21 protein-coding genes and 1 tRNA gene are annotated in these 24,241 nt (G+C 67.7%); 12 read left to right on the top strand and 10 right to left on the bottom strand.

Features of this window, described 5'->3' with window-relative positions:
- Positions 1–91: 91 nt before the first annotated feature.
- The 4 genes from ACT009_RS01005 to ACT009_RS00990 all read left to right on the top strand — a co-directional run bounded on the left by ACT009_RS01005 (position 92) and on the right by ACT009_RS00990 (position 1,510).
- Complete coding sequence (locus tag ACT009_RS01005) at positions 92–277, top strand: hypothetical protein (RefSeq protein WP_445192549.1); 186 nt, start codon at positions 92–94, stop codon at positions 275–277.
- Positions 277–585, top strand: coding sequence for a cell division protein ZapA (locus ACT009_RS01000; protein ID WP_445192548.1), 309 nt, complete (start codon positions 277–279; stop codon positions 583–585). Before ACT009_RS01005 ends, ACT009_RS01000 begins: the two co-directional genes overlap by 1 nt.
- 188 nt (positions 586–773) lie before the next feature.
- Positions 774–1,307 (top strand): 5-formyltetrahydrofolate cyclo-ligase, encoded by a 534-nt coding sequence (locus tag ACT009_RS00995; protein ID WP_445192547.1) that lies wholly within the window; start codon positions 774–776, stop codon positions 1,305–1,307.
- Positions 1,304–1,510: a DUF2842 domain-containing protein gene (locus ACT009_RS00990; RefSeq protein WP_445192546.1), complete on the top strand. Its 207-nt coding sequence runs from the start codon at positions 1,304–1,306 to the stop codon at positions 1,508–1,510. Before ACT009_RS00995 ends, ACT009_RS00990 begins: the two co-directional genes overlap by 4 nt.
- Positions 1,511–1,697: 187 nt before the next feature.
- Here ACT009_RS00990 and ACT009_RS00985 read toward each other — a convergent pair.
- Both ACT009_RS00985 and ACT009_RS00980 read right to left on the bottom strand, forming a co-directional pair.
- Positions 1,698–1,774, bottom strand: a tRNA-Asp gene (locus ACT009_RS00985).
- Between the two features lie 55 nt (positions 1,775–1,829).
- On the bottom strand, positions 1,830–3,068 hold the full coding sequence (locus ACT009_RS00980) for an AI-2E family transporter (protein ID WP_445192545.1): 1,239 nt from the start codon (positions 3,066–3,068) through the stop codon (positions 1,830–1,832).
- 416 nt (positions 3,069–3,484) lie between these two features.
- Between ACT009_RS00980 and ACT009_RS00975 the strand changes: the two genes are divergently transcribed.
- The gene (locus tag ACT009_RS00975) at positions 3,485–4,954 is read left to right on the top strand and encodes an FGGY family carbohydrate kinase (RefSeq protein ID WP_445192544.1); all 1,470 of its coding nucleotides are present in this window, start codon (positions 3,485–3,487) and stop codon (positions 4,952–4,954) included.
- Between the two features lie 84 nt (positions 4,955–5,038).
- Positions 5,039–6,109: a sulfite exporter TauE/SafE family protein gene (locus ACT009_RS00970; RefSeq protein WP_445192543.1), complete on the top strand. Its 1,071-nt coding sequence runs from the start codon at positions 5,039–5,041 to the stop codon at positions 6,107–6,109.
- On the opposite strand, the gene ACT009_RS00965 is transcribed toward ACT009_RS00970, so the two are convergent.
- Together ACT009_RS00965 and ACT009_RS00960 are read right to left on the bottom strand one after the other, a co-directional pair.
- Entirely contained in the window at positions 6,063–6,740 is a 678-nt protein-coding gene (locus ACT009_RS00965; RefSeq protein WP_445192542.1) for a DUF4893 domain-containing protein, read from the bottom strand. The genes ACT009_RS00970 and ACT009_RS00965 overlap by 47 nt on opposite strands.
- A gap of 189 nt (positions 6,741–6,929) precedes the next feature.
- A complete protein-coding gene (locus tag ACT009_RS00960) occupies positions 6,930–8,636 on the bottom strand; it encodes a class I adenylate-forming enzyme family protein (RefSeq protein ID WP_445193966.1) in 1,707 nt (568 codons plus the stop codon).
- A gap of 161 nt (positions 8,637–8,797) precedes the next feature.
- Between ACT009_RS00960 and ACT009_RS00955 the strand changes: the two genes are divergently transcribed.
- The 5 genes from ACT009_RS00955 to ACT009_RS00935 all read left to right on the top strand — a co-directional run bounded on the left by ACT009_RS00955 (position 8,798) and on the right by ACT009_RS00935 (position 15,568).
- Positions 8,798–10,030, top strand: a complete 1,233-nt coding sequence (locus ACT009_RS00955) for a serine hydrolase domain-containing protein (protein WP_445192541.1) — start codon at positions 8,798–8,800, stop codon at positions 10,028–10,030.
- Positions 10,031–10,076: 46 nt separating this feature from the next.
- Positions 10,077–12,107: a 3-hydroxyacyl-CoA dehydrogenase NAD-binding domain-containing protein gene (locus ACT009_RS00950; protein ID WP_445192540.1), complete on the top strand. Its 2,031-nt coding sequence runs from the start codon at positions 10,077–10,079 to the stop codon at positions 12,105–12,107.
- Positions 12,108–12,279: 172 nt separating this feature from the next.
- Entirely contained in the window at positions 12,280–13,461 is a 1,182-nt protein-coding gene (locus ACT009_RS00945) for an acyl-CoA dehydrogenase family protein (RefSeq protein ID WP_445192539.1), read from the top strand.
- 74 nt (positions 13,462–13,535) lie between these two features.
- Entirely contained in the window at positions 13,536–14,663 is a 1,128-nt protein-coding gene (locus tag ACT009_RS00940) for an acyl-CoA dehydrogenase family protein (protein WP_445192538.1), read from the top strand.
- Positions 14,663–15,568 carry an acyl-CoA thioesterase gene (locus ACT009_RS00935; protein WP_445192537.1) on the top strand — a complete coding sequence of 302 codons (906 nt, stop codon included), beginning with the start codon at positions 14,663–14,665 and terminating at the stop codon, positions 15,566–15,568. Before ACT009_RS00940 ends, ACT009_RS00935 begins: the two co-directional genes overlap by 1 nt.
- 346 nt (positions 15,569–15,914) lie before the next feature.
- On the opposite strand, the gene ACT009_RS00930 is transcribed toward ACT009_RS00935, so the two are convergent.
- From ACT009_RS00930 to ACT009_RS00910, 5 genes are all read right to left on the bottom strand, one after another.
- Entirely contained in the window at positions 15,915–16,712 is a 798-nt protein-coding gene (locus tag ACT009_RS00930) for an SDR family NAD(P)-dependent oxidoreductase (protein WP_445192536.1), read from the bottom strand.
- A 14-nt stretch (positions 16,713–16,726) separates the two neighbouring features.
- Positions 16,727–17,491, bottom strand: coding sequence for an SDR family NAD(P)-dependent oxidoreductase (locus ACT009_RS00925; protein WP_445192535.1), 765 nt, complete (start codon positions 17,489–17,491; stop codon positions 16,727–16,729).
- 131 nt (positions 17,492–17,622) lie between these two features.
- Positions 17,623–18,666 carry a phosphotransferase family protein gene (locus tag ACT009_RS00920; RefSeq protein WP_445193965.1) on the bottom strand — a complete coding sequence of 348 codons (1,044 nt, stop codon included), beginning with the start codon at positions 18,664–18,666 and terminating at the stop codon, positions 17,623–17,625.
- A gap of 37 nt (positions 18,667–18,703) precedes the next feature.
- Positions 18,704–19,786, bottom strand: coding sequence for a Zn-dependent alcohol dehydrogenase (locus tag ACT009_RS00915; RefSeq protein WP_445192534.1), 1,083 nt, complete (start codon positions 19,784–19,786; stop codon positions 18,704–18,706).
- A gap of 176 nt (positions 19,787–19,962) precedes the next feature.
- Complete coding sequence (locus ACT009_RS00910; protein WP_445192533.1) at positions 19,963–21,246, bottom strand: acyl-CoA dehydrogenase family protein; 1,284 nt, start codon at positions 21,244–21,246, stop codon at positions 19,963–19,965.
- Between the two features lie 161 nt (positions 21,247–21,407).
- Here ACT009_RS00910 and ACT009_RS00905 point away from each other — a divergent pair, with 161 nt between their 5' ends.
- Positions 21,408–22,646: a TetR/AcrR family transcriptional regulator gene (locus tag ACT009_RS00905; RefSeq protein ID WP_445192532.1), complete on the top strand. Its 1,239-nt coding sequence runs from the start codon at positions 21,408–21,410 to the stop codon at positions 22,644–22,646.
- Positions 22,647–22,915: 269 nt separating this feature from the next.
- Here ACT009_RS00905 and ACT009_RS00900 read toward each other — a convergent pair whose 3' ends face one another.
- On the bottom strand, positions 22,916–24,217 hold the full coding sequence (locus tag ACT009_RS00900) for a spinster family MFS transporter (protein ID WP_445192531.1): 1,302 nt from the start codon (positions 24,215–24,217) through the stop codon (positions 22,916–22,918).
- Positions 24,218–24,241 lie beyond the last annotated feature (24 nt).

Genomic DNA, 24,241 nt, shown 5'->3' with positions numbered 1-24,241 from the left:
TCGCCTTTGCGGGGGCACGGCGCCCCGTGTCAACCGCGTCGATGTGGCAAAACCGGCTTGTCGCGGACCACTCGCATGCTATCGCGGATGGATGTCCACCACCGCGACCAGCGCCGCAGATCGTGTCGATGCGGCGATCGCCCGAATCGAGAACGCCATCGAACACCGTGCGCGCAGCAGCGATGCGCTCGCGCAGCGCCACGCCGCGTTGAAGGCGCGGATGGCGGAAGCGGTCGCGGCGCTCGACGACGTCATCGCCCGCGGAAGCGCCGGCTGATGGCGGAGGTCACCCTATCGATCGGCGGCCGCTCGCACCTCGTCGGATGCCGCGACGGCGAGGAAGCGCGCGTGCGCATGCTCGGCCGGATGCTCGACGAACGCTGGGCGGTCGCGAACCGCGCCGCGGGCGGGCTCAACAGCGAACGCGCGATGTTCTTCGTGGCGCTGATGTTGGCCGACGAATATGACGAGGCGCTGACCCGCCCGCCCGCCGGTGCCGCGGTCAGCGAATCGGCGCTGGCCCGCATCGCCGACCGGCTCGAGGCGCTCGCATCGGCCCTTGAGAACGAGCCGCATAGCGCCTAGATAGGGCTTGGCGGGTTCTGCCCGATACGAGCCTTTATTATCCCTGAGGCTATTCATCTTCCTAGGGGGCTGTCCCTGCCCGGATCCTGGTCCGACGTATATGGTCCCCACCTGACGTACCGTGCGTCAGAGGATAACCCGGCAAACGGTCACGGCGGGCCCGCCACCCTCCCCCGATGCCCATCAGCATGATCGACAAAACCAGTCTCCGCGCAACCTTGCGCGCCGCACGCGAGCGCAGCGATCGCGGCACCCTCATCGTGCCCGACACCTTCCGCGCACGCCTGCGCCGCGGCCTCGTCGTCACCAGCTACGTGCCCGTCGGCAGCGAGGCCGATCCCGCTCCGCTTAACGCCGCTGCGCTGGACGCCGGCTGCACGCTCGCCCTGCCCCATGTCGTCGGCCGCGAGCAGCCGATGCGCTTCCTTGCCTGGGCGCCCGGCGACGCGCTGGTCCCGGGCCGGTTCGGTCTCAGCCAGCCCGCCGACACCGCTGCCGAATGCACGCCCGACATCATCCTCGCGCCGCTCCTCGGCTTCGATCGCTGCGGCAATCGCCTGGGCCAGGGCGCCGGCTATTACGACCGCGCCTTCGCCCGCTACCCGCACGCATGGCGGATCGGTGTTGCGCTCGCGGTGCAGGAGGTCGACAGCGTCCCCACCGATGCGTGGGACGTCCCGCTCCACGCGATCGTCACTGAACTGGAATGGATCACGCCATGACGCCAAGCTGGCGCAAGCCCGTCGGAACCCTCGGGATCCTGTCCTTCATCACGATCTGGTGCGTGCTGATCGTCAGCCTGTCGGGGATCGTCGGCACCTGGCCCTGGTACGCGCAGACGCTGTTCTACCTGGTCACCGGCATCGTCTGGATCATGCCGCTGAAGCCCGTGCTCCTCTGGATGGAGACCGGCCGCTGGCGGTGAGGCGCTCGCCCCATACGCCCACTCCACCGTCACCCCGGACTTGATCCGGGGTCCCGCTACTGTCGAATAACAGCGGGACCCCGGATCAAGTCCGGGGTGACGAAGCAAGGGGGAAGGCTCGCGCCTATCCCAAGACCACATACCTGAAGGAAAACCGCTGCATCAACCCACCCCGCAACAAGGGGAGTGGCGCGAGTGACGGGGCTCGAACCCGCGACCTCCGGCGTGACAGGCCGGCGCTCTAACCAACTGAGCTACACCCGCTTGGAAAGCGTGAGGCGCGCCCACTATGGCACCCACCCCACCCTGTCAACAGCCCTCAACCGTCTTGGTCGACGGGATCGGTCCGGCGGTGCCGGCGCTCGCGGCGCTGCTGGACCAGGGTGCCGTGTTCGAACAGGAAGCCCGCGATGTCGGGCTTGCCTGCCGCGCCCAGCACGGTCTGCAGGATGATCAGCAGCGGCACCGCCAGCAGCGCGCCCGCGGTGCCCCACACCCACCCCCAGAAGCTCAGCGACACCAGGATCAGGATCGGGTTGATCGTCAGCCGGTGGCCGACCACGAACGGTGTGATCGCATTGGCCTCGACCAGGTGGCACCCGATCATGATAGCCGGCGGCAGCATCGCCACCCAGACGTCGCGGAACGTCATCAACCCGCCCAGCGCCATCAGGAACGCGGCGATGATCGGCCCGAAATAGGGGATGTAGTTCAGCAGTGCCGCGATCCCGCCCCACATCAGCGGATAGGGCATCCCGACGAGGTGCAGCGCCCCCGCGATCACCAGCCCCAGCGCGATGTTGATCGCGGTGATCGTCCCCAGATACGCCGACACGTCGTCGACCACGTCCTGGATCACCCGCGCGGTCGCCATCGCGCCGTCGAAGCTGGTCCGCCCGGTGATCGTCCGCCGCCGCAGCCTGGTCCAGCCCGACAGGAAGAAGAACACGATCAGCACGCCGAAGAAGAACTGCACGATCACCGTCGGCGCCGACGTCGCGGCAAGTTCCAGGATCGAAGTCGGCGGCGCGACCGCGGTCGCCTGCGGCCGTGGCGGCGGCGACGTCGCGACCTGCCGCAGCATCTTGTTCACCGACTTTTCAAGCGTCGAGTAGAGATCGAGCAGCGGCGACAGGTTCTCCTGGATCCGGCTGATCCGCGACGGCAGCAGCCGGAAGAAATCGGTCGCCGGCACCACGATCGCGGCGATCGCGACGTTGGCCATCAGCAGGAACGCCAGCACGCAGAACAGCGCCGCGATCGGCGACGGCACCCGGTGGCGCTCGAGCCATTCGAGCACCGGCACCAGCGCGATCGCGATCACCAGCGCCGCGGTCAGCGGCAGGAAGAACTCGGCCCCCGATTTCAACGCGAACGGCAGCCCCATCGCGAGCCCAACCCCCGCGATCAACGTCAACGCCGCCAATAATCGATCCCGCCGCTGCGCGATCCGTATCGCCTCGTCCGCCTCGATCCCCACCGGCAACCCGAACGCCCCCTCGCGATCGGGCAGATCGAGTGGCGTCAGGGTCCGTTCGGTATCGTCGTGGTCGGCCATCCCGCGAACCTAGGGCGGAACGGCGGTGGGTGGAAGGCGGCTAGTTGAGGGGGGGGTGATGGGGGGGGGACCGGCCGCCCGGCCCCATTAACGCGCCTTTGCCTCCCCCACCGTCCGTTCGTCTCGAGTAGGGATCGAGCTTGTCGAGAGCCCGTATCGAGAGACTGTGCCTCAAGAGGGGACCTCTCGATACGCCGTCTCGACGGGCTCGACGGCTACTCGAGGCGAACGGGTTTTTTCGGGGGAAAGCTATTCCAACCCCTGTAGCTCTCAGCGCCGCAGGCTCTCTACCCTTCTCCTCCGCGTCTCCGCGTCTCCGCGCGGACCCCCTTCTTCATCGCGCCCTCGCGCCTTCGTGTGAACCACCCCACACCCCGCCCCTTGCCCCAGCCCCAATCTCCGTTAACTCCGACCCCATGGATCGCTACCTCCTGGTCATCGACGAAGGCACCACCTCCACACGCGCGATGCTGTTCACCGCGGACGGCCGCTGCGCCGCCAGCGAAGCCACCCCGCTCGACCAGCATTACCCCCGCCCCGGCCGGGTCGAGCACGACGCCGCCGAGATCTGGCGCAAGACCCTGCGCGTCACCGCGGCGATGGTCGCACAGGCCGGCGGCGCGGATCGTATCGCCGGCATCGGCATCACCAACCAGCGCGAGACGGTGGTGTTCTGGGATCGCACCACCGGCGAACCGCTCGCTCCAGCGATCGTCTGGCAAGACCGCCGTACCGCCGCCGACTGCGCCGCGCTCCGCGATGCGGGCCACGAGGCGGCGGTGCAGGACCGCACCGGGCTGCTGCTCGATCCATATTTCTCGGGATCGAAGATCGGCTGGGCGATGCGCGAATGGCCGGAGCTCGCCGCGGCGGGCGATCGCCTCGCGGTCGGCACGATCGACAGCTGGCTGATCTGGAAGCTGACCGGCGGCGCCCACCTCACCGACGCGACCAACGCCAGCCGCACCGCGCTGATGGCGATCGGCGCAGGGGTTTGGGACGACGAGATGATCGCGCTGTTCGGCGTGCCCCGCGCCGCGCTGCCCGAGATCGTCGACTGCGCCGGCCGCTTCGGCACCACCAGCGCGTTCGGCGGATCGATCCCGATCTGCGGCATCGCCGGGGATCAGCAGGCGGCATCGATCGGCCAGGCCTGCACCCGCCCCGGCGAGACCAAGGCGACCTTCGGCACCGGCGCCTTCATCCTCACCCATGCCGGCGCCACCCAGCCGCGCTCCGACCACCGGCTGCTCTCCACCGTCGCCGCGCAGCTCGGCGGGGTCCGCAGCTATGCGCTCGAAGGATCGGTGTTCGTCGCCGGCAGCCTGGTCCAGTGGCTACGCGATTCGCTCGGACTGATCGCGTCGGCGGCCGAGACCGAGGGGCTGGCGCGCAGCGTGCCCGACAATGGCGGCGTCTTCCTGGTTCCCGCGCTCAGCGGCCTCGGTGCGCCGTGGTGGGAACCCGGCGCGCGCGGTGCGATCTCGGGCCTCAGCTTCGCCGCGGGCAAGGCGCATGTCGCCCGCGCCGCGCTGGAGGCGATGGCGCACCAGGCGCACGACCTGAAGACCGCCTTCGCCGCCGACGGGCAGGACTGGCGTACGCTCAGGATCGACGGCGGCATGGTCGCCAACGACTGGATGGCGCAGGATCTCGCCGACATGCTCGGGCTGACCGTCGAGCGTCCCGAATTCGCGGAAACCACCGCGCTCGGCGCCGCGATGCTTGCCGGGATCGGCGCCGGCTGGTTCGCGGACCTCGACGAAGCCGCAGCGATGCGCGGCGCGGTCGAGACCTTCGAACCCGCGATCGACGACGACGTCCGCACCGCCCGGCTGGCCGGGTGGAAGGCGGCAGTCGGTTCTGTCGTGGCGCTGGCCGGGTAGGACACCGGCAACGATAGCTTACACGCGGGGGCCGCAATCCCCGCTAAAATGCAGGCATCGCCAACCGCGGAAGTCCACCGGCCGATGCTCGTCCTCTTTCTCTTCGTCGTCGCGTTCGCCGCCTTCGTCGTCAGCGCGGTGTCGGGCGGCGGCGCGGGGCTGGTGCTCGTGCCGTTGTTGCGGACGATGCTGCCGATCGCCTCGGTACCCGCGGCGCTGTCGATCGGAACCGCGGCCAGTTCGGCCGCGCGGATGGCGACCTTCGGCCGCTCGATCCGCTGGGATGTCGTGCGGCTGTTCGTCCCGAGCGCGCTGCCCGCCGCCGCGCTCGGCGCCTGGCTGCTGACGCGGTTCGAGCCGGCCTATATCGAATTCCTGCTCGGCTGCTTCCTGCTCGCCAATCTTCCCGCCCTGTTCCGCCGTGAGGCTCCGGAACCTGCGACCGTGCGTCCGCTGCCGCGCTCGCGCCTGCGGCTGATCGGCGCCGCAGCCGGGCTCCTGTCGGGCTTCACCGGCGCGGTCGGGCTGATCTTCAACCGATCCTATCATCGCATGGGGCTCGCTAAGGAGGAGATCGTCGCGACCCGCGCCACCAACGAGATTCTGCTCCACCTGCTGAAGATCGGGCTATATGCCGGCTTCGGGCTGCTCGACCGCCCGGCGCTGGTCGCCGGCGCGCTGATCGCGGTCGCGGCGATCCTCGCCTCGGTGGCGATGCGGTGGTTGTTGCCGCTGATCAAAGAGGCGGCGTTCCGGCGGGTCGGCCTGGCCGCGATGGTCGCATCGGGTGCGGCGTTGTTCGCGATGTCGGGGTCGCAGATCGTGCGGATGCACGATGCCTGGGTGCGCTACACCGCGCCCGATGGCGAACATCAGGTGGAGGCCAATTGGCGCGGGGTCGGCCGCTTCGCCGCGGAACTCGAACGCGAGGGCCATGTCGTCTTCGAACGGCAGGTTGCGCTGGCCGATCTACCCCCGGCGACGCGCGCGGCGATCGTTGCGGCGGTGCCGCTGTCGCGGATCACCTTCATCGAGGAAGTCCGCGGACCCGACGGCGCCAGCTACGAGGTGCACTATCTGGATGGCGGTCGGGTGGTGGCGCGCGAGGTCACGGCGCCGGCACCGCGGGCCGAGCGCCCGGCACCAGCGGCGTGACCGGCACCAGCTCGTAGATGTCCAGCATCGCGCCCTTGCCGGCCTGGGTCAGCACCAGCCGCCAGCGGAACGGCGCGACCCGCTCGACCACGCCGGCGACGTCCTGGACCGGGTTGTCGCCATAGGCGGGGGCGGTGATCTCGCCGGGACGCTTGAACGATCCGATGAAGATCTGCCGCCGGTCGGTATCGGGGTAGAGCCAGCCCACCGGCAGGTTGGTACCGGTCTGCTTGGTAAAGGCGAGGCTGTCCTTCTCGACCTCGACATAGCAGAAATCGGGTGCGTAGCTGGCGAAGCCGGCGCGCCCGCCGAACCGCACCAGCCGGCAGTGATAGGGACCGGGCGGCAGCGTCGGCGCCTCCAGCGCGGCGGCCGGATCGATCAGCGCCCCCTCCGCCTTCAGCTTGGCCGCCAGCCGCCGCGGCACCGCCGCCCGCGCCCGCGCCCAGATCGCCGGCATCGCCGCGATCCGCTGCTTGTCGGCCGGCGTCGCGACCACGTCCCACGCGGTCGGCTCGCTACCCACGGTGACCGCGGACGCGACCACCGTGGGCGGCGGCGCCAGGGGTGCCGACGCGCACCCGGCCAGAGCGAGCATACTATAGGCGAGCAGAGGCGCGGCACGACGCATCGTCGTTGTTCCTAAAGGCTGATATCGTTCGCGTAAGGGCTTGGTCTGCGCCCGTTACCGAAAAGTGCAAGCCAGTAGTTAACGATAAGTTAACGCCGCGGCAAACCGCGTCCCGCGAAGGATCAAGCGAGTTGGGGGCGTGTGCGTCGTCCAAGATCCACCTCTGAAAGGGGCGGATACAATCTCCCCTCAGGCAGCCACCCCCACTCGATCGTCGAACAGCGCCTTCAGATCCTTTTTCAGGATCTTGCCGTTCGCGTTGCGTGGCAGCGTTTCCGGCACGAAGCGGATCGCGACCGGGGTCTTGAACACCGCCAGTCGCTCGCGGACCCAGGCCTGCAGCTCCGCCTCGGTCGCGTCGCACCCGGGGCACAGGTGCACCACCGCCGCGGGTTCCTCGCCCAGCGTCCGGTGCGGCAGCCCGATCAGCGCGCAGTCGGTCACCGCGGGATGCGCGTAGAGGACGTTCTCGACCTCGGTCGAATAGATGTTCTCGCCGCCGCGGATCACCATGTCCTTGGCGCGATCGACGACGTAGCAGAACCCCTCCTCGTCGAGCCGCGCGAGGTCGCCGGTGCGCACCCAGCCGTCGACGAAGGTGGCCGCGGTCGCGTCGGGTTTGTTCCAATAGCCCTTCACGATCATCGGCCCGCGCGCCCAAAGCTCGCCGACCTCGCCGAGCGGCAGGACGGTGACACCGTCGTCGGCGACGATCTTGAGGTCCGCGACCGCGACCGGAGGCCCCGCGCTGGTCGGGCGGTTGAGATAATCCTCCGACGAATGCGAGGTCACCGTCGCCATCGTCTCGGTCATTCCCCAGCCATTGCCGGGCAGCGCGCCGAATTCGGTATAGATGCGCTTGACCAGCTCGGGGGCCGAGGGCGCGCCGCCATAGGCGATCGCCTCCAGGCTCGACAGGTCGTATTTGTCGCGGTCGGGATGTTCGAGCAGCTGCCACGCGATCGTCGGCACCCCGCCGGTCAGGTTGACCTTCTCCCGCTCGATGATCTCCATCGCGCGCACCGTGTCCCATTTGCGCATGAACACCATGGTGCTGCCGGTCGCGATCGTGCCCATCATGCTCGCGCTGCACGCGGTGACGTGGAAGAGCGGGATCACCGTCAGCCCGACCTTCGGCGTCGGCTCGGGAGGCGCCTCGCCCCGCCGCAGGAACGACCGCGCGCCCGCATAGCCGCCCGACAGGATGTTGGTCATCAGGTTGCGGTGAGTGCCGAGCGCCCCCTTCGGCGCGCCGGTGGTGCCGCTGGTGTAGAAGATCGTCGCGTCGTCGTCGGTTGCCAGATCGGCCGCGGGCAGCGCCACCTCGGGCAGCGTCGCCCAGTCGTGCGGCGTCCCGATCGCGTCCTCCAGCCGTGACGCGATCCCGTCGAGCGGCGCCGCCGCGCGCGAGACCAGCACCTGCTCCAGCGCCGGCAGCCGTGCATATTGCTCCTCCAGCCGCGCATGCCGCTCGGCATCCACGATCAGCACCTTGGCGCCCGAATCGCTCAGCCCGTATTCCAGCTCGCCCCCGGTCCACCACGCGTTCAGCGGCACCATGATCGCGCCGATCGCGGTCGCCGCGAAGAATGCCACCGGCCAATCGGGCAGGTTGCGCATCGCCAGCGCAACCCGGTCGCCCTTGCCGACGCCCATCGCCGCCAGCCGCGTCGCCAGCGTCGCGGTCGCGCGATAGGTCGCCTCGTAGCTGACCCGCTCGTCCTCGTATATCGTGAACAGCCGCTCGCCATGCGCCCTGCTCGCCTCGATCAGAAACCGTAGGGTCGGCGGGGCATTCTTCCACACCCGCGTCGCCACGCCGCGAATGTCGATCGTCTCCATCTCGAACTTGGTGCCGGGTGCGGTGAGCAGCGCATGCGCCGCCGCGATCGACATCGCGGGCCAGTTTTCGGGAAGGGCGATTAGCGGTTCGCTGGCCAAGATGCATCCTCACAGGCTTGATGATCGGGTACGGCTATTTGCTCTTTTGAGATCAGGTTACTGTTGATTCGAGCAGCGCTCAAGGCAATAGGAGCAGGCGAGTTCGAATTAGGGGTATGGAAGTGGCCATGACAGTCGCAACACCGGAAAGCCACGGCTTCGACTCCCGCCGCCTCGCTGCGGTCGGTGCGTTCGTGAAGGAACGCTATGTCGATTCGGGTAAGCTCCCCAACGCGCAGCTGCTGGTCGCGCGCGAGGGTGCGATCGTTCATCTGTCCAGCACCGGCACCGCGCGCGAAGGCGGCGCCGCGATCGACGAGACCTCGCTGTTCCGCATCGCCAGCATGACCAAGCCGATCACCTCGGTCGCGTTCATGATGCTCGTCGAACAGGGCCTGGTCGCGGTCGACACCCCGGTTCACCACGTCCTGCCCGAGCTGAAGGGCGTCGGCGTCTACAATGGCGGCGGCGGCGGCGTACCGTTCCTGACCAAGCCCACGTCGGAGCCGATGCGGATGGTCGATCTGCTTCGCCACACTTCGGGGCTCACCTATGGCTTCCAGAACCGCACCAATATCGATGCCGCGTACCGCGAATCGAAGATGGAGAACTGGCACGGCGGCCACGACCTCCAGGGCTTCGTCGCCGCACTCGGCAAGCTGCCGCTCGAATTCACCCCCGGGTCCGCCTGGAACTACTCGGTGTCGACCGACGTGCTCGGCGCGGTCGTCGAGCGCGTGTCGGGCCAGACCCTCGACGCCTTCTTCCGCGACCGCATCTTCGCGCCGCTGAAGATGGACGACACCTTCTTCCAGGTGCCCCCCGACAAGCTCGATCGGCTGACCGACTGCTACACCTTCGTGCCCGGCAAGGGCCGGATCATGTACGACCGGGGCGAGGCGAGCGCCTGGGCGCGGGCGCCGAAGCTGCTGTCGGGTGGCGGCGGGCTGGTGTCGACCGCGCTCGATTACCACCGCTTCACCGCGATGTGCCTCAACGGCGGCGAGCTCGACGGCGCGCGCATCCTCGGCCGCAAGACCATCGACCTGATGACCCGCAACCACCTGCCCGGCGGCAGCGATCTGTCGCAGATGTCCAAGTCGCTGTTCAGCGAGGCGGCGAACGCGGGCACCGGCTTCGGGCTCGGCTTCGCGGTCAACATCGACGTCGCGCGCTCGATGGTGCCCGGCTCGGCCGGCGAATATTACTGGGGCGGCATGTTCTCGACCGCCTTCTTCATCGATCCGGTCGAACGGTTGACGATGGTGTTCATGACCCAGATGAGCCCGTCCAGCGTCTATCCGATCCGTCGCGAGCTGAAGACCATGATCTATTCCGCCCTCACCTGAACCCATCGATGCGCAGGCCGAGGCCGGCGCACGCAAGGAGACCGATATGTCCAGCCCGATCCGCACCGAACGCCATGACGACGTGCTCGTCATCGTCAGCGACAATCCCCCCGTCAACGCGCTCGGCGCCGCGGTCCGCCAGGGCCTCGAAGCCGGCATCAGGGAAGCCGCCGCGGACGACGGCATCAAGGCGGTGGTGATCCGCTGCGACGGCCGCACCTTCTTCGCCGGTGCCGACATCACCGAATTCGGCAAGCCGATGCAGGAGCCCGGCCTGCCGACCGTGATCGACATGATCGAATCCGCGGACAAGCCCGTCGTCGCCGCGATTCACGGCACGGCCCTCGGTGGCGGCTGCGAGGTCGCGCTCGGCTGCCATTACCGCGTCGCGGTCCCCTCGGCGAAGATCGGCACGCCCGAGGTGAAGCTCGGCCTGCTGCCCGGCGCCGGCGGCACCCAGCGCATCCCGCGCATCGCCGGCGTCGCGCTGGCGCTGGAGATGACCGCCAAGGGCGATCCGATCTCCGCCAAGCAGGCGCTCGACGCCGGGCTGATCGACAAGCTGGTCGGCGAGGTCAGCCTGGAGGCCGACGCGATCGCCTATGCCCGCGAGATCGCGAGCGCGCGTCCCCTGCCCCGCGCCAGCGAAAAGACCGCGACCGCCGACCCCGACGCGGTAGCCGCGTTCCGCAAGGCCAATGCCAAGCGCTTCCGCGGGTTCGAGGCGCCCGAAGCCAACATCAAGTGCGTCGAGGCCGCATCGAACGGCTCGACCTTCGCCGACGGCATCGCCAACGAGCGCGCCGAATTCATGAAGCTGATGATGGGCACCCAGTCCGCTGCGCAGCGCCACCTCTTCTTCGCCGAACGCCAGGCCGCGAAGATCGACGACGTGCCCGCCGACACCGTGCTGCGCGACATCAAGCGCGTCGGCGTGATCGGCGCCGGCACGATGGGCGGTGGCATTTCGATGAACTTCCTGTCCGCCGGAATCCCGGTGACAATCGTCGAGATGCAGCAGGAGGCGCTCGATCGCGGCACCGGCGTCGTTCGCAAGAATTACGAGGCGTCCGCGGCCAAGGGCCGGCTGAAGCCCGAACAGGTCGAACAGGCGATGGGCGCGCTCAACCCGACGCTGGATTTCGCCGCGCTCGCCGAGTGCGACCTGATCATCGAGGCGGTGTACGAGAATATGGACGTGAAGAAGGAGATCTTCACCAAGCTCGACGCGATCTGCAAGCCTGGCGCGATCCTCGCCTCCAACACCTCCTACCTCAACATCGACGAGATCGCCGCCTGCACCAAGCGTCCCGAGGACGTCGTGGGGATGCACTTCTTCTCGCCCGCCAACGTCATGAAGCTGCTCGAAGTGGTACGTGGCGAAAAGACCGCGGGCGACGTGCTCGCCACCGTCATGGCGCTCGCCAAGAAGATCAGGAAGGTCGCCGTCGTCGCCGGCGTCTGCCACGGCTTCATCGGCAACCGCATGCTGATGCCGCGCCAGGTCGAGGCCAACAAGCTGCTGATGGAGGGCGCGACCCCCGAACAGATCGACCGCGTCCATGTCGAATTCGGCATGCCGATGGGGCCGTTCCAGATGAGCGACCTCGCCGGCGTCGACATCGGCTGGCACCGCGATCCGACCCGCATCGAGAACATCCGCGACGCGCTCGCCGCCGAGGGGCGCTGGGGCCAGAAGAAGCAGGCCGGCTTCTACGACTATGACGAGAAGCGGAACCCCACACCCTCGCCCCGTGTCGCCGAGATCATCGAGGATTTCCGTTCGAAGTCGAACATGAAGAAGCGCGAGATCAGCGACGAGGAAATCGTCGAGCGCACGCTCTACACGATGGTCAACGAAGGCGCGCTGATCCTCGAAGAGGGCAAGGCCCAGCGCGCGTCCGATATCGATGTCGTCTGGATCTACGGCTATGGCTGGCCGGTCTACCGCGGCGGCCCGATGTTCTGGGCAAAGAGCGAGGGCCTGCCGAAGGTCGTCGCCGGGCTTGAGAAACACGGCTTTCCGGTCGCCGCGTCGTTAAAGGAAGCCGCGACCAGCGACGGCAAACTGAAGTGACGTCGGTCCTTCCCCGCTCTTCCGTCACCCCGGACTTGTTCCGGGGTCCACTTAGCGGCGAAGTCTACGGTAGAGCTTCTTTCGCGAGCCGTGCGGCACCGTGGACCCCGGAACGAGTCCGGGGTGACGAAGCATCTTGGCCAGCCGATCAGCATATTCGGGAGCAGCAAGCATGACCGACCTCGACACCTTCCGCCGCGAAACCCGCGCCTGGCTCGACGCCAATTGCCCGCCCGAGATGCGCGAGCCGGTCCGCACCGAAAAGGACGCGGTGTGGGGCGGACGCGACCAGAGCATGCTGACCCCTGCACAGAAGCAGTGGATGGACAAGATGGGCGCGCGCGGCTGGACCGTGCCCGATTGGCCGACCGAATATGGCGGCGGCGGGCTGTCCCCGGCCGAAACCAAGATCCTCCGCGAGGAGATGGCCGCGATCCGTGCGCGCAATCCGCTGAATTCGTTCGGCATCTCGATGCTCGGGCCGGCGCTACTGAAATACGGCACCGAGGAGCAGAAGCTCGACCATCTGCCGAAGATCGCGCGTGGCGAGATCCGCTGGTGCCAGGGCTACAGCGAGCCCAATGCCGGCTCCGACCTCGCGGGCCTCGCCGCCTCCGCCGAGGACGCCGGTGATCACTATATCGTCAACGGCCAGAAGGTCTGGACCAGCTATGCCGACAAGGCCGACTGGATTTTCTGCCTGGTCCGCACCAGCAAGGAATCCAAGCAGGGCGGGATCAGCTTCGTGCTGTTCGACATGCAGACGCCGGGCGTCTCGACCAAGCCGATCCTGCTGATCAGCGGGTATTCGCCGTTCTGCGAGACCTTCATGGACAATGTGAAGGTGCCGAAGGCCAACCGCATCCACGACGAGAACAAGGGCTGGGACGTCGCCAAATACCTGCTCGGCCACGAACGCGAGATGATCTCGGGCATGGGCCTGGCCGGCGGCGGCCGCAATCCGCTGATCGAAGGCGCGATCGCCACCATCGGCCTCGATCACGACGGTCGCCTCGCCGATCCGCTGCTGCGCGCGCAGATCGCGATGTTCGAGGTGCGCGCCAAGGCGTTCGGGGCGATGTCCGAACGCTTCATCGACGAATTGAAGGCCGGCCGCGCGCACCCCGCCCAGCCCAGCATGATGAAATATGTCGGCACCGAGCTCAACAAGAGCCGCTACGAGTTGATGATGGCCGCAGGGGGCTCCGACGCGCTCGAATGGGAAAGCGACCGGTCCAACGGCGGCGGCACCCCGCGCGCCTGGCTCCGTACGAAGGCGAATTCGATCGAGGGCGGCACCAGCGAGGTCCAGCTCAACATCATCGCCAAGCGGATCCTCGAGCTGCCGGCGTGAGCCACCGCCGTGCTCCTGCGCTCGCAGGAGCCCAGAGCCAAGCAGCGACACGCCTGTAATACGGAAACCACCCGATGCCCCTCTACCTCGACGACGACCAGACCGCCCTGCAGGACACGATCCGCGACTTCGTGGCCACCGAAGCACCGGTCTCCCACCTGCGTGCGCTGCGCGATGCCGACGATCCCACCGGCTTCAGCCGCGACCTGTGGAAGCAGTTTGCGGAGATGGGCTTCACCGGCATCCTGATCGGCGAGGACCAGGGCGGGCTCGGCATGGGTCATGTCGAAGCGGGCGTCGTGCTCGAGGAGATCGGCCGCAACCTGACGCCCTCGCCGTTCCTCACCACCGCGGTCGCGGCGGTCGCCGCGCTGCAGGGCACCGCCCAGGCCGACCGCTGGTTTCCCGGGATCGTCGCCGGTGACACCGTCGCCGCGCTCGCGATCGACGAAGGCGCCAAGCACCGCGATCACATCGCCATGAAGGCAGAGCGTTCCGGCAACGGCTTCAAGCTTACCGGTGCCAAGCAGTTCGTCACCCACGGCCATGTCGCCGACCTGTTGATCGTCGCCGCGCGCACGGCGGGCGCACGCGGCGACGCCGACGGCGTGACCCTGTTCGCGGTCGACAAGGACGCCGCCGGCATCTCCGCGGAGGCCGAGCGGCTCGCCGATTCGAGCCTCGCCGCCCGCATCGCGTTCGACGGGGTAGAGGTCGATGCCGACGCGGTGATCGGCGAGGTCGATGCCGGGCGCGCGCCGCTCGACCGGCTGCTCCGCGCAGGCCGCACCGGCGCCTCGGCCGAGCTGCTCGGCGTTGGCGGCGGCGCGATGGACATGACCGTCGGCTATCTCAAGCAGCGCAAGCAGTTCGGCACGCTGATCGGCAGCTTCCAGGCGCTCCAGCACCGCGCCGCGCACCTCTATTCGGACATGGAGATCGCCCGCGCCGCGGTCCTGAAGGCGCAGCAGCAGCTCGATGTCGGGCATGCCGATGCAGACGCCGCGGTCTCGGTCGCAAAGGCGATGACCGCGCTTGCGACCACGCTCAGCGTCCAGGAAGGCATCCAGATGCACGGCGGCATCGGCATGACCGACGAATACGACATCGGCTTCTACATGAAGCGCGCCCGGGCCCTCGCCGAGATGTTCGGCGATGCCAATTTCCACGCCGATCGGCTCGCCCGCGCGGCAGGCTATTGATGACCGATCCCGACGCCGACCCCTGGGTCCCGCCGACGCCCGAGGCGCTCGCCGCCGGCCTGTTGACGCTGCTCGACGTCGAGGAGATCGACACCGATCTCTACCGCGGTGCGCGCCAGCCCGGCGGGCGCGGGCGGGTGTTTGGCGGCCAGGTGATCGGCCAGGCGCTCCAGGCCGCGCAACGCTCGGTCGAGGGCAAGGACGCGCACTCGCTCCATGCCTATTTCATGCGCGCCGGCGACGAGGATCACCCGATCGTCTACCGCGTGGTCCGCGATTTCGAGGGCAAGAGCTTCTCCACCCGCCGCGTCATCGCGCTTCAGAAGGGACAGCCGATCCTCAACATGGCGGCGTCCTTCCAGGTTGCCGAAGACGGCATGGCGCATCAGGACGCGATGCCCGACGTCCCCCCGCCCGAGGATCTGCAATCGGAAAGCGAACTGCGCCGCGCCGCCGCCGACAAGATGCCGGAGCGCTTCCGCGAATTCTTCCGCCGCCGCACCAGCCCGATCGACATCCGTCCGCTCCACCCGCGCAGCTGGTTCGAGCCCGTCACGCGCGAGCCGCGCAATTATAGCTGGTTCCGTGCGGTCGCCCCGATCGGCGACGATCCCGCGATGCACCGCGCGGTGCTCGCCTATGCCAGCGACATGGCGCTGATGGCGACCTCGATGATGCCGCACGGCGTCAACTGGATGACCCCGGGCATGCAAAGCGCCAGCCTCGATCACGCGCTCTGGATCCACGAACCCGTCCGCGCGGACGAATGGCTCCTCTACGCCACCGACAGCCCCTGGGCCGGCCACGCCCGCGGCATGAACCGGGGCAGCATCTTCACCCGAGACGGCCGCCTGGTCGCCAGCGTCGCGCAGGAGGGCCTGATCCGCCGGCGCGAGCCTCGGTAGGGGATTTCACGCGAAGGCGCGAAGGCGCGATGAAGAAGGGGGGCCACGCGTAGACGCGGAGGAAGAGATAGGAGGTGCCTGCGGCGCAGCCTCTCTAAACCCTTATTTCTCCGCGTCTCCGCGTCTCCGCGTGAACAATCCTGCCTTCGCGCCTTCGCGTGAACCATCCCTTCCGCCACCCTCCCGTTCGTCTCGAGTAGGGATCGAGCCCCTCGACGTTGCTCGGGAGAGCCTTGTCGAGAGCCCGTATCGAGAGACCTTGCCCCAAGAGAGCACCTCTCGATACGCCGTCTCGACGCGCTCGACGGCTACTTGAGGCGAACGGATTGTGGGTGGGTGGACCCCATCAAACCGCCGTCTTGCCAAACTCCTGCCGCGTCACCGGATGGCTCGACGAAAGCCCTCCGTCCACCGCGATCGCCTGTCCATTCACATAGCTCGCGTCGTCCGACGCCAGGAACAGCGCGACCTTCGCCAGCTCCTCCGGCTGCGCCCCGCGCCGCAGCGGATTGAGCCGCCCCAGCTTGTCCATCTTGTCCGCCCCCCGCGCATAATCGAAGGTCGGCTTGGTCATTCCGGTCTCGGTCAGCCCCGGGCAGATCGCGTTGACCCGCACGTTCGATCCCGCCAGCTGCTGTGCCGAGACCTGCGCCAGGTTGATCACCCCAGCCTTAGATGCCGAATAGGCGGGGGAACCCGCCCCCGACCTGATCCCGGCTACGCTGGCGGTCAGCACGATTGCCCCCTGCCCGCGCTCGGCGATCCGCGGCGCGGCATGCTTGATCGCGAGGTACGGCCCGATCAGATTGACCCGCAGCACCTCGGTGATCAGCGCCACGTCGGTATCGAAGATATTCGCCATCCCGCCCGAGATCCCCGCATTCGCGAACATCACGTCGAGCCCGCCGAACCGCTCGCACGCCAGCGCGACGCAGCGCACGACGTCCTCTTCCAGCCCGGCATCGATGCGGATCGCCACGGCGACGCCACCCGCGTCGCCGATCAGCCGCGCGGTCTCGTCGGCGCCCTCGGTACGATCCGCGCACACCACGCTGCCGCCCTCCGCCGCGAACAGCAGCGCGGCGGCGCGGCCGATGCCCGATCCGGCACCGGTGACGATGATCGACTTGTCGGTAAACCGCATCGCACTCTCTCCCATCAGATCGTCACCCCGCCGTCGATGACGATCGTCTGCCCGGTCATGAAGCTGCTCGCCGGCGCCGCGAGGAACACCACCGCCCCCGCAATCTCGTGCGGCTCGCCGATCCGGCGCAGCGGCGTCGTCTGGTTGCGCTTGGCGGCGGCGGCCTCGTCCTCCCATAGCGCGCGTGCGAAATCGGTCTTGATCAGCCCCGGCGCGATGCAGTTCACGCGGACATTGTGCGGTCCGTATTCGACCGCGAGATTGCGCGCGAGTTGCATGTCGGCCGCCTTGCTGATGCAATAGGCGCCGATCACCGGCGACCCGCGCAAGCCCCCGATCGACGAGATGATCACGATCGATCCGTCGCCGCGCTCGCGCATCTCCGGCGCCACCATCGAGATCAGCCAGTGGTTCGACACGATGTTGTTGTCGAGGATCTTGCGGAACTGGTCGTCCGCGATCCCCTCCTGCGGGCCGTAATAGGGGTTCGACGCGGCGTTGCAGACCAGCACGTCGATCCGCCCGAACGCCTCGCGGGTCCGGTCGACGAGGTTCTGCAACCCCGCCTTGTCGGAGATGTTCGCCGCGACGGCGATCGCCGTCCCTGCGCCGAACCGCGCGTCGATCTCCGCGGCCACCGCATCGCACGCATCCTGCTTGCGGCTGGAGATCACCACCTTCGCGCCGTGCGCCGCCAGCTCGATCGCCGATGCATGCCCGATCCCACGCGACGACCCGGTGATCACCGCGACCTTACCGGTCAGATCGAATTGCGACATGCTCGTCTCCTTCTTCTACTTCGTTTTCCCGCGTAGGCGGGAACCCAGGATCAAACAGGACAATGGCCCATGGGTTTGCTTAGCCCTGGGCTCCCGCCTGCGCGGGAGCACAAGATAGCGAAGCGTGACCGTCACGCGCCCGCCTTCTCGGCGAAGCCCCAGCTCGCCTTTGCCAGCCGGTACACTCCCGCCGCCGATCGCTCGGCCTGCGCGCTCGATGCGGTGCCCTCGACGATCCGCTTCTTGATGCCCTGGACGATCCCGGTCAGCCGAAAAAGATTGTACGAGAAATACCAATTGAGATCGGGCACCCCGTCGCGACCCGTCGCCGCGCAATAACGCTCGACCATCGCCTCGATCGTCGGGATCCCGCTGTCGCCCCCCGCCTTGCCGAGCACGCCCGACCGACCCTCGGGCTCGGTCACCCAGCTCATCAGGAAATAACTGAAATCGGCGAGCGGATCGCCGAGCGTCGACAGCTCCCAGTCGAGCACCGCGATCACCCGCGGCTCGCCCGCCGCAAAGATCATGTTGTCGATCCGGTAGTCGCCATGGACGATCGACGTCCGATCCTGGGTCGGCAGCGTCCGCGGCAGCCAGTCGATCAGCCGCTCCACCTCGGGCATCGTCTCGGTCTCGCTGGCGCGATACTGCTTGGTCCAGCGCGCGACCTGGCGCTCGAAATAGTTACCGGGCTTGCCGTAATCGCCGAGCCCCGCGGCGACATGATCGACCTTGTGCAGATCGGCCAGCGTATCGCACATCGCGTCATAGATCCCGGTCCGCTCGGCCGGCGCGTAATCGGGCAGCGTCCCGTCCCACAGATTGCGCCCGTCGGCCAACCCCATGACGTAGAACATCGCCCCGATCACGCTCTCGTCGGTGCAGAGCCCGTACGGCTTGGCGACCGGAAACCCGGTCGGATACAACCCTGCGATCAGCCGATATTCGCGGTCCACCGCATGCGCCGACGGCAGCAACGGCCCGAACGGCTTGCGGCGCAGCACATAGGCGCCCGACGGGCTGTCGATCCGGTAGGTCGGGTTCGACTGGCCCCCTGCGAACTTCGCATAGGTCAGCGGCCCTTCGAACCCCGCGACGTTCGCCACCATCCACGTGGTCAGCCGCTCGACGTCGAGCCGGTCGCGCCCCTCCGCAGGGATCGTGCCGGTCATCGTCGCGGTCGCGCTGGTCTCGGTCACGCGGTCCTCCTCAGGCGAAGGTGATGACGCTGCGGGTGGAATCGCCCTTGCGCAATTCGTCGAACGCGTCGTTGATCCGCTCCAGCGGCATCCGGTCGGCGATGATCGTGTCGAGATCGAGTTCGCCGCGCATGTAGAAATCGACCAGCCGGGGGATGTCGACCGGAAAGCGGTTCGATCCCATCAACCCGCCCTGCAGCTTCTTCCCCGCGAGCAGATCGAGCGCCGACAGCCCGACCTTCTCGGCGAGCGGCATCATCCCCAGGATCGTCGCGGTGCCGCCACGCCGCAGCACCTTCACCGCGGTCGCCGCCGACTGCGGGCGCCCGACCGCCTCGATCGCGTGATGGACCCCGCCACGCGAGATCTCGACGACCTGGTCCGCCGCGGTGTCGCTCATCGCGTCGATCACATGCGTCGCGCCCAGCTTCTCTGCGACCGCGCGCTTCTCCGCCACCGGATCGAGCGCGATGATCTTCGCCGCCCCCGCGATCTTGGCGGCGTTGACCGCGGCGAGCCCGATCCCGCCGCAGCCGACGACGCACACCGTCTCCCCCGGCGTCACGTCGGTGGTGTTGAACACCGCCCCCGCCCCGGTCGTCACCGCACAGCCGATCAGCGCGGCGCGGTCCATCGGCATGTCCCGGTCGATCGCGACGCAGGCATGTTCGTGGACCAGCATCATCTCGGCATAGGCCGACAGGTTGAGCATCTGCGCGACCGGCGTCTCGCCCAGCATCAGCCGCGGCGGCGCGCCCTTCTTGCGCTTGGTGTCCGCACCCAGGCACAGCGACATGTGCCCGGTGACGCAGAATTCGCAATGTCCGCAGAACGCCGACAGGCAGGTGACGACGTGGTCGCCGACCTTCACCGTCGCGACATCGTCACCGACCGCCTCGACCACGCCCGCCGCCTCATGGCCGGGGATCGTCGGCATCGCATGCGGATACGCCCCATCGACGAAGTGCAGGTCCGACCGGCACACCCCGACCGCCACCGTGCGGATCAACACCTCGCGCGGGCCGGGCTTGCTGACCGTCACCTCCTCGATGCTGAGGGGGGTCTTGGCTTCGAACAGGACAGCGGCCTTCATGGGGTACTCCGGAAGTGAATGTGTTGAACGACAACCCCATTCCCCGGTCGTCTCGAGTAGGGATCGAGCTTGTCGAGAGCCCGTATCGAGAGACATCGCCCCAAGAGAGGACCTCTCGATACGCCGTCTCGACGAGCTCGACGGCTACTCGAGGCGAACGGGTCGGGGCAAAACGCTCACCTCGAAACGCCGACGTCCCCGCTCGACACCCGGTCGGCGCGGTAGTCGCCATATTTGCCGAACTCGTTCCGGGCGATCGCCCGGTTGTGGACCTCGTCCGGGCCGTCGGCGAACCGCAGCGTCCGCATCGCCGCCCAGGCATGCGCGAGGCCGGTGTCCTGGCTCACGCCACCGCCGCCATGCGCCTGGATCGCGTCGTCGAGGATCTTCAGCGCCATCGTCGGGGCCTGGACCTTGATCATCGCGATCTCCTGCTGCGCCGATTTGTTGCCGGCGCGATCCATCATGTCCGCGGCCTTCAGGCAGAGCAGTCGCGTCATCTCGATGTCGATGCGTGCGCGTGCGATGCGCTCCTCCCATACGGAGAATTCCGCGATCTTGCGCCCGAACGCGACCCGGCTCTGCAACCGCTTCGCCATCGCCTCGATCGCGACCTCGGCCACGCCGATCGTGCGCATGCAGTGATGGATCCGACCCGGCCCGAGCCGCCCCTGCGCGATCTCGAACCCGCGTCCCTCGCCGAGCAGCACGTTCTCGACCGGCACCCGGACATTCTCGAGCAGCACCTGCCCGTGGCCGTGCGGCGCATGGTCATAGCCATAGACCGACAGCATGCGTTCGATCTTCACGCCCGGCGCATCCATCGGCACCAGGATCTGGCTCTGCTGGCTGTGGCGCTTGGCGTCGGGATTGGTCTTGCCCATCACGATCGCGATCGCGCAGCGCGGATCGCCGACCCCCGATGACCACCATTTGCGACCGTTGATCACATAATGGTCGCCGTCGCGCACCATCTGCGTCTCGATATTGGTCGCATCCGACGATGCCACCGCGGGTTCGGTCATCAGGAAGGCGCTGCGGATCGTTCCTTCCATCAGCGGCTTCAGCCAGCGCTCCTTGTGCTCCAGCGTACCGTAGCGATGAAGAACCTCCATGTTGCCGGTGTCGGGGGCCGAGCAATTGAAGCATTCCGATGCCCAGCCGACCCGGCCCATCTCCTCCGCGCACAGCGCGTATTCCAGGTTCGACAGCTGCGTGCCCTCGAACGCGAAGCTGTCGTCGACATGCGTCTGGCCCGAATGCGGCGGCATGAAGAAATTCCACAGGCCCTGCGCCTTGGCGATCTCCTTCACCTCTTCGATGACGGGGATGATCTTCCAGCGCTCGCCCTCGTGATGCTGCTCGTCATGCTCGGCCTGGCGCGGCCTGATCTGCTGATCGATGAAGCTTTTCACGCGATCCCGAAAATAGGTCTCGCGTTCGCTGAGCGTGAAATCCATGCAGCCTCTCCGCTATGTCGTCTCGTCTGTTGGCGGCGGTCTAGACCGTACCGCGTATTCGGTAAAGCGCCGCGCGCGCCCCGCAAACGCGTTTTTGCCACCTGCGCGGATCGCGCCGAAAAAACACTGTCTCTTCGAAACGAAGCTGATACTGTGCTTGGATGGGCGGGGCAGAAACGGCCGGCGACGAAGTATCGGGCACGAAGCGCTTCCGGGCGAAACGCGACGCGATACTGGCCGCAGCGGCAGAAGCGATCAACGAACAGAGCGCGAAGGGCATGACCTTCGCGGACGTCGCACGCCGCGTCGGCCTCAACACCACCAGCGTTACCTATTACTTCAAGCGCAAGGAAGACCTTGCCGCCGCCGCCTTCGAACACACGCTCGACTATCTGCTGGTGATGCTCGACGCCGCGATGGAGGCGCCCACCCCGCAGGAGCGCGTCCGCCGCTACATGTCGCTCAACATGGCGCGGCTCGACCGCGTCCGGCTCGGGCAGGAACGACCGATGGCGATCCTGTCGGATCTGCGCGCGACCGAGGATCCCAATCGCACCCGGCTGATGAACGGCTGGCGCGAGGTGTTCCGCCGCACCCGCCGCCTGTGGGGCAACAGCGGCAACCGTGCCCAGACCGATCTCTATGGCGCCCGCGCCCACGTGCTGCTCGAAAACACCTTCTGGCTGCCGGTCTGGCTGACGCGCTACGAACCCGATCAATATGGCCGCTGCGAGGCCAAGATGATGGACGTGTTCGAACACGGCATCGCCGGCAGATCCTCCGCCTGGACGCCGACCACGCTGGTGCTCGATCACCAGGAGGCGGAGCCGGGCCGCGCCGCGTTCCTGCTCGCGGCGACGCGGCTGATCAACGAACTCGGCTATCGCGGTGCCTCGGTGCAGCGGATCGCGTCCGAGCTGAACGTCACCAAGGGCAGCTTCTACCACCATCTCGACGCCAAGGACGATCTGGTGATAGCCTGCTACAAGCGCAGCTTCGACACCATCACCGATGCGCAGCAACAGGCCGACGATCTCGGCGGCACCCATTGGCAGCGCCTGTCGAGTACGATCGCCACGCTGCTCGACGTCCAGTTCGCCGAACGCGCGCCGCTGCTGCGCACCACCGCGCTCAGCGGGCTTCCCGCGAACGTCCGCACTGCGATGGTCGATCGGTCCAACCGCATCGCGCGCCGCTTCGCGGGCACGATGATGGACGGCATCGCCGAAGGATCGATCCGCCCGGTCGATTCGCTGATCGCCGCACAGACGCTGATGGCGCTCCAGAACGCCGCGTTCGACATGCGCAAATGGGCCGGCACCATGCCCCGCGATCGCGCCATCGCGATCTACGCGTCGACCCTGCTCTACGGCCTCTTCGACGACCGCGCGCTGGAATAATCCACCCTACCTTCACTCCCACCCCGGCGAAGGCCGGGGCCCAGGTGGGCAGGCCGATGTTAAGCAGCGGCGCGGCCGCCAATTCATGTTTCGCACCTGGGTCCCGGCCTTCGCCGGGGTGGCGGCGGGTCTTTGTTCCCGCCACCCCTTCCCGCCTGTCCTACACACCCTTGCAAGCGTAAGCCGTGCCGCACCGAACCACGCTCTTTGACATTGCCGGAAACGCCCCCGCCCGCACGCGTATAGGTGCGACTCTTGTGACTCTTCGCTCAAGCCCCCGCGCGCTTCAGCAACACCCCCGCCCGCCAATAATGCCACAGCGCCCACGGCGTCGCCGCGGCGAAGGTCAGCATCGCATAGCGTAGCGAGTCCTCGCCGAAGGTCGGCCGCAGCAGGTCGCTGATTACCCCGATCGCGGTCGGCCCGAGCCCCAACCCCACGAGGTTGATCACCAGCAGCGTCACCGCCGCCCACAGCGCCCGCATCCTGAGCGGCGCGAGCCCCTGGATCAGCGCGAAGCTGGGCCCGAGATAGCTGCTCACGAACAGCACCGACACCCAGTAGAGCGGTACCGCGACATACGGGTCACTGGAGAAGTAGAACAGGAACGACAGCGGCAATCCGATGCATTTCAGCGCCAGCACCAGCCATGCCTGCGCATGCAGCCCATATTTCGCCGCGACCTTGTTCGCGAGCCACCCGCCGCCGACCGCCGAGATCGTCCCGCATATCGCACCGACCGGCGCGACGTAGCGCGCGACGTCGATCATCGACAGGCCGACCGACCGTTGCATGAAACTCGGACCGAACGCCGCATGGCCGTAACCGATCAGCGACGTGATCGTCACGCCCATCACCAGGTTGAACGCCGGCCCGCTCGCCAGCATCGTCCGGAAACCCTCGCCCAACGGCGGGATCACGCCCTTGTCCTGCCCCTCGGCGACGATCTGCGCCTCGGACATGCCCCGCGGCGGTTCGACCACGAACAGCTTGACCAGGATCGCGAGCGCGATGCCCGGCAGCCCGACCGTGAACATCGCCACCCGCCAGCCGTAGAGGTGCGCGACGAAACCGCCGATCATCGTTCCGAACGCGGTGCCCAGCACCACGCCCAGCGAATAGATCCCCATCGCCCCCGCGCGCTTTTCGGGGGGGTAGAGATCGGCGATGATCGAATGGCTTGGCGGGCTCGACCCCGCTTCCCCGACGCCGACGCCGATCCGCGCCGCCAGCAGCTGGACGAAATTCTGCGCCAGCCCGCACACCGCGGTCATCAGGCTCCACAACGCCAGCGCGATCGCGATGATGTTGACCCGGTTGCCACGATCCGCGAGCCGCGCGACCGGGATGCCGAGCGTGGCGTAGAAGATCGCGAACGCGAACCCCGCGAGCAGCCCCAATTGGGTGTCGCTCAGCATCAGGTCCTTGCGGATCAGTTCCTGGAGGATCGCGAGGATCTGGCGATCCATGTAGCTGAAGAAATAGGCGGTCGTCAGCAGCGTCAGCGTGATCCCCCGCCGCTTGAGTGCCAGCGTCGCGGCGATCTCCGGGTGGCTCGCAATTCCAGTCATCGCCATACTCGCTTTACGAAAACA

The organism is Sphingomonas sp. Tas61C01 (assembly GCF_052567495.1).
This window is presented reverse-complemented; position numbering and strand designations above follow the sequence as displayed.

Bases quoted from the DNA above. Each gene is read 5' to 3' on its own strand.
- ACT009_RS00920 (WP_445193965.1), bottom strand. From the start codon at position 18,666: ATGACCGGCACGATCCCTGCGGAGGGGCGCGACCGGCTCGACGTCGAG.
- ACT009_RS00930 (WP_445192536.1), bottom strand. From the start codon at position 16,712: ATGCGGTTTACCGACAAGTCGATCATCGTCACCGGTGCCGGATCGGGC.
- ACT009_RS00945 (WP_445192539.1), top strand. From the start codon at position 12,280: ATGACCGACCTCGACACCTTCCGCCGCGAAACCCGCGCCTGGCTCGAC.
- ACT009_RS00935 (WP_445192537.1), top strand. From the start codon at position 14,663: ATGACCGATCCCGACGCCGACCCCTGGGTCCCGCCGACGCCCGAGGCG.
- ACT009_RS00980 (WP_445192545.1), bottom strand. From the start codon at position 3,068: ATGGCCGACCACGACGATACCGAACGGACCCTGACGCCACTCGATCTG.
- ACT009_RS00925 (WP_445192535.1), bottom strand. From the start codon at position 17,491: ATGTCGCAATTCGATCTGACCGGTAAGGTCGCGGTGATCACCGGGTCG.
- ACT009_RS00950 (WP_445192540.1), top strand. From the start codon at position 10,077: ATGTCCAGCCCGATCCGCACCGAACGCCATGACGACGTGCTCGTCATC.
- ACT009_RS00910 (WP_445192533.1), bottom strand. From the start codon at position 21,246: ATGGATTTCACGCTCAGCGAACGCGAGACCTATTTTCGGGATCGCGTG.
- ACT009_RS00900 (WP_445192531.1), bottom strand. From the start codon at position 24,217: ATGACTGGAATTGCGAGCCACCCGGAGATCGCCGCGACGCTGGCACTC.
- ACT009_RS00940 (WP_445192538.1), top strand. From the start codon at position 13,536: ATGCCCCTCTACCTCGACGACGACCAGACCGCCCTGCAGGACACGATC.
- ACT009_RS00990 (WP_445192546.1), top strand. From the start codon at position 1,304: ATGACGCCAAGCTGGCGCAAGCCCGTCGGAACCCTCGGGATCCTGTCC.
- ACT009_RS01000 (WP_445192548.1), top strand. From the start codon at position 277: ATGGCGGAGGTCACCCTATCGATCGGCGGCCGCTCGCACCTCGTCGGA.
- ACT009_RS00975 (WP_445192544.1), top strand. From the start codon at position 3,485: ATGGATCGCTACCTCCTGGTCATCGACGAAGGCACCACCTCCACACGC.
- ACT009_RS00960 (WP_445193966.1), bottom strand. From the start codon at position 8,636: ATGTCGATCGCGGCGGCGCATGCGCTGCTCACCGCACCCGGCACCAAG.
- ACT009_RS00995 (WP_445192547.1), top strand. From the start codon at position 774: ATGATCGACAAAACCAGTCTCCGCGCAACCTTGCGCGCCGCACGCGAG.
- ACT009_RS00965 (WP_445192542.1), bottom strand. From the start codon at position 6,740: ATGCGTCGTGCCGCGCCTCTGCTCGCCTATAGTATGCTCGCTCTGGCC.
- ACT009_RS00905 (WP_445192532.1), top strand. From the start codon at position 21,408: ATGGGCGGGGCAGAAACGGCCGGCGACGAAGTATCGGGCACGAAGCGC.
- ACT009_RS00970 (WP_445192543.1), top strand. From the start codon at position 5,039: ATGCTCGTCCTCTTTCTCTTCGTCGTCGCGTTCGCCGCCTTCGTCGTC.
- ACT009_RS00915 (WP_445192534.1), bottom strand. From the start codon at position 19,786: ATGAAGGCCGCTGTCCTGTTCGAAGCCAAGACCCCCCTCAGCATCGAG.
- ACT009_RS01005 (WP_445192549.1), top strand. From the start codon at position 92: ATGTCCACCACCGCGACCAGCGCCGCAGATCGTGTCGATGCGGCGATC.
- ACT009_RS00955 (WP_445192541.1), top strand. From the start codon at position 8,798: ATGGAAGTGGCCATGACAGTCGCAACACCGGAAAGCCACGGCTTCGAC.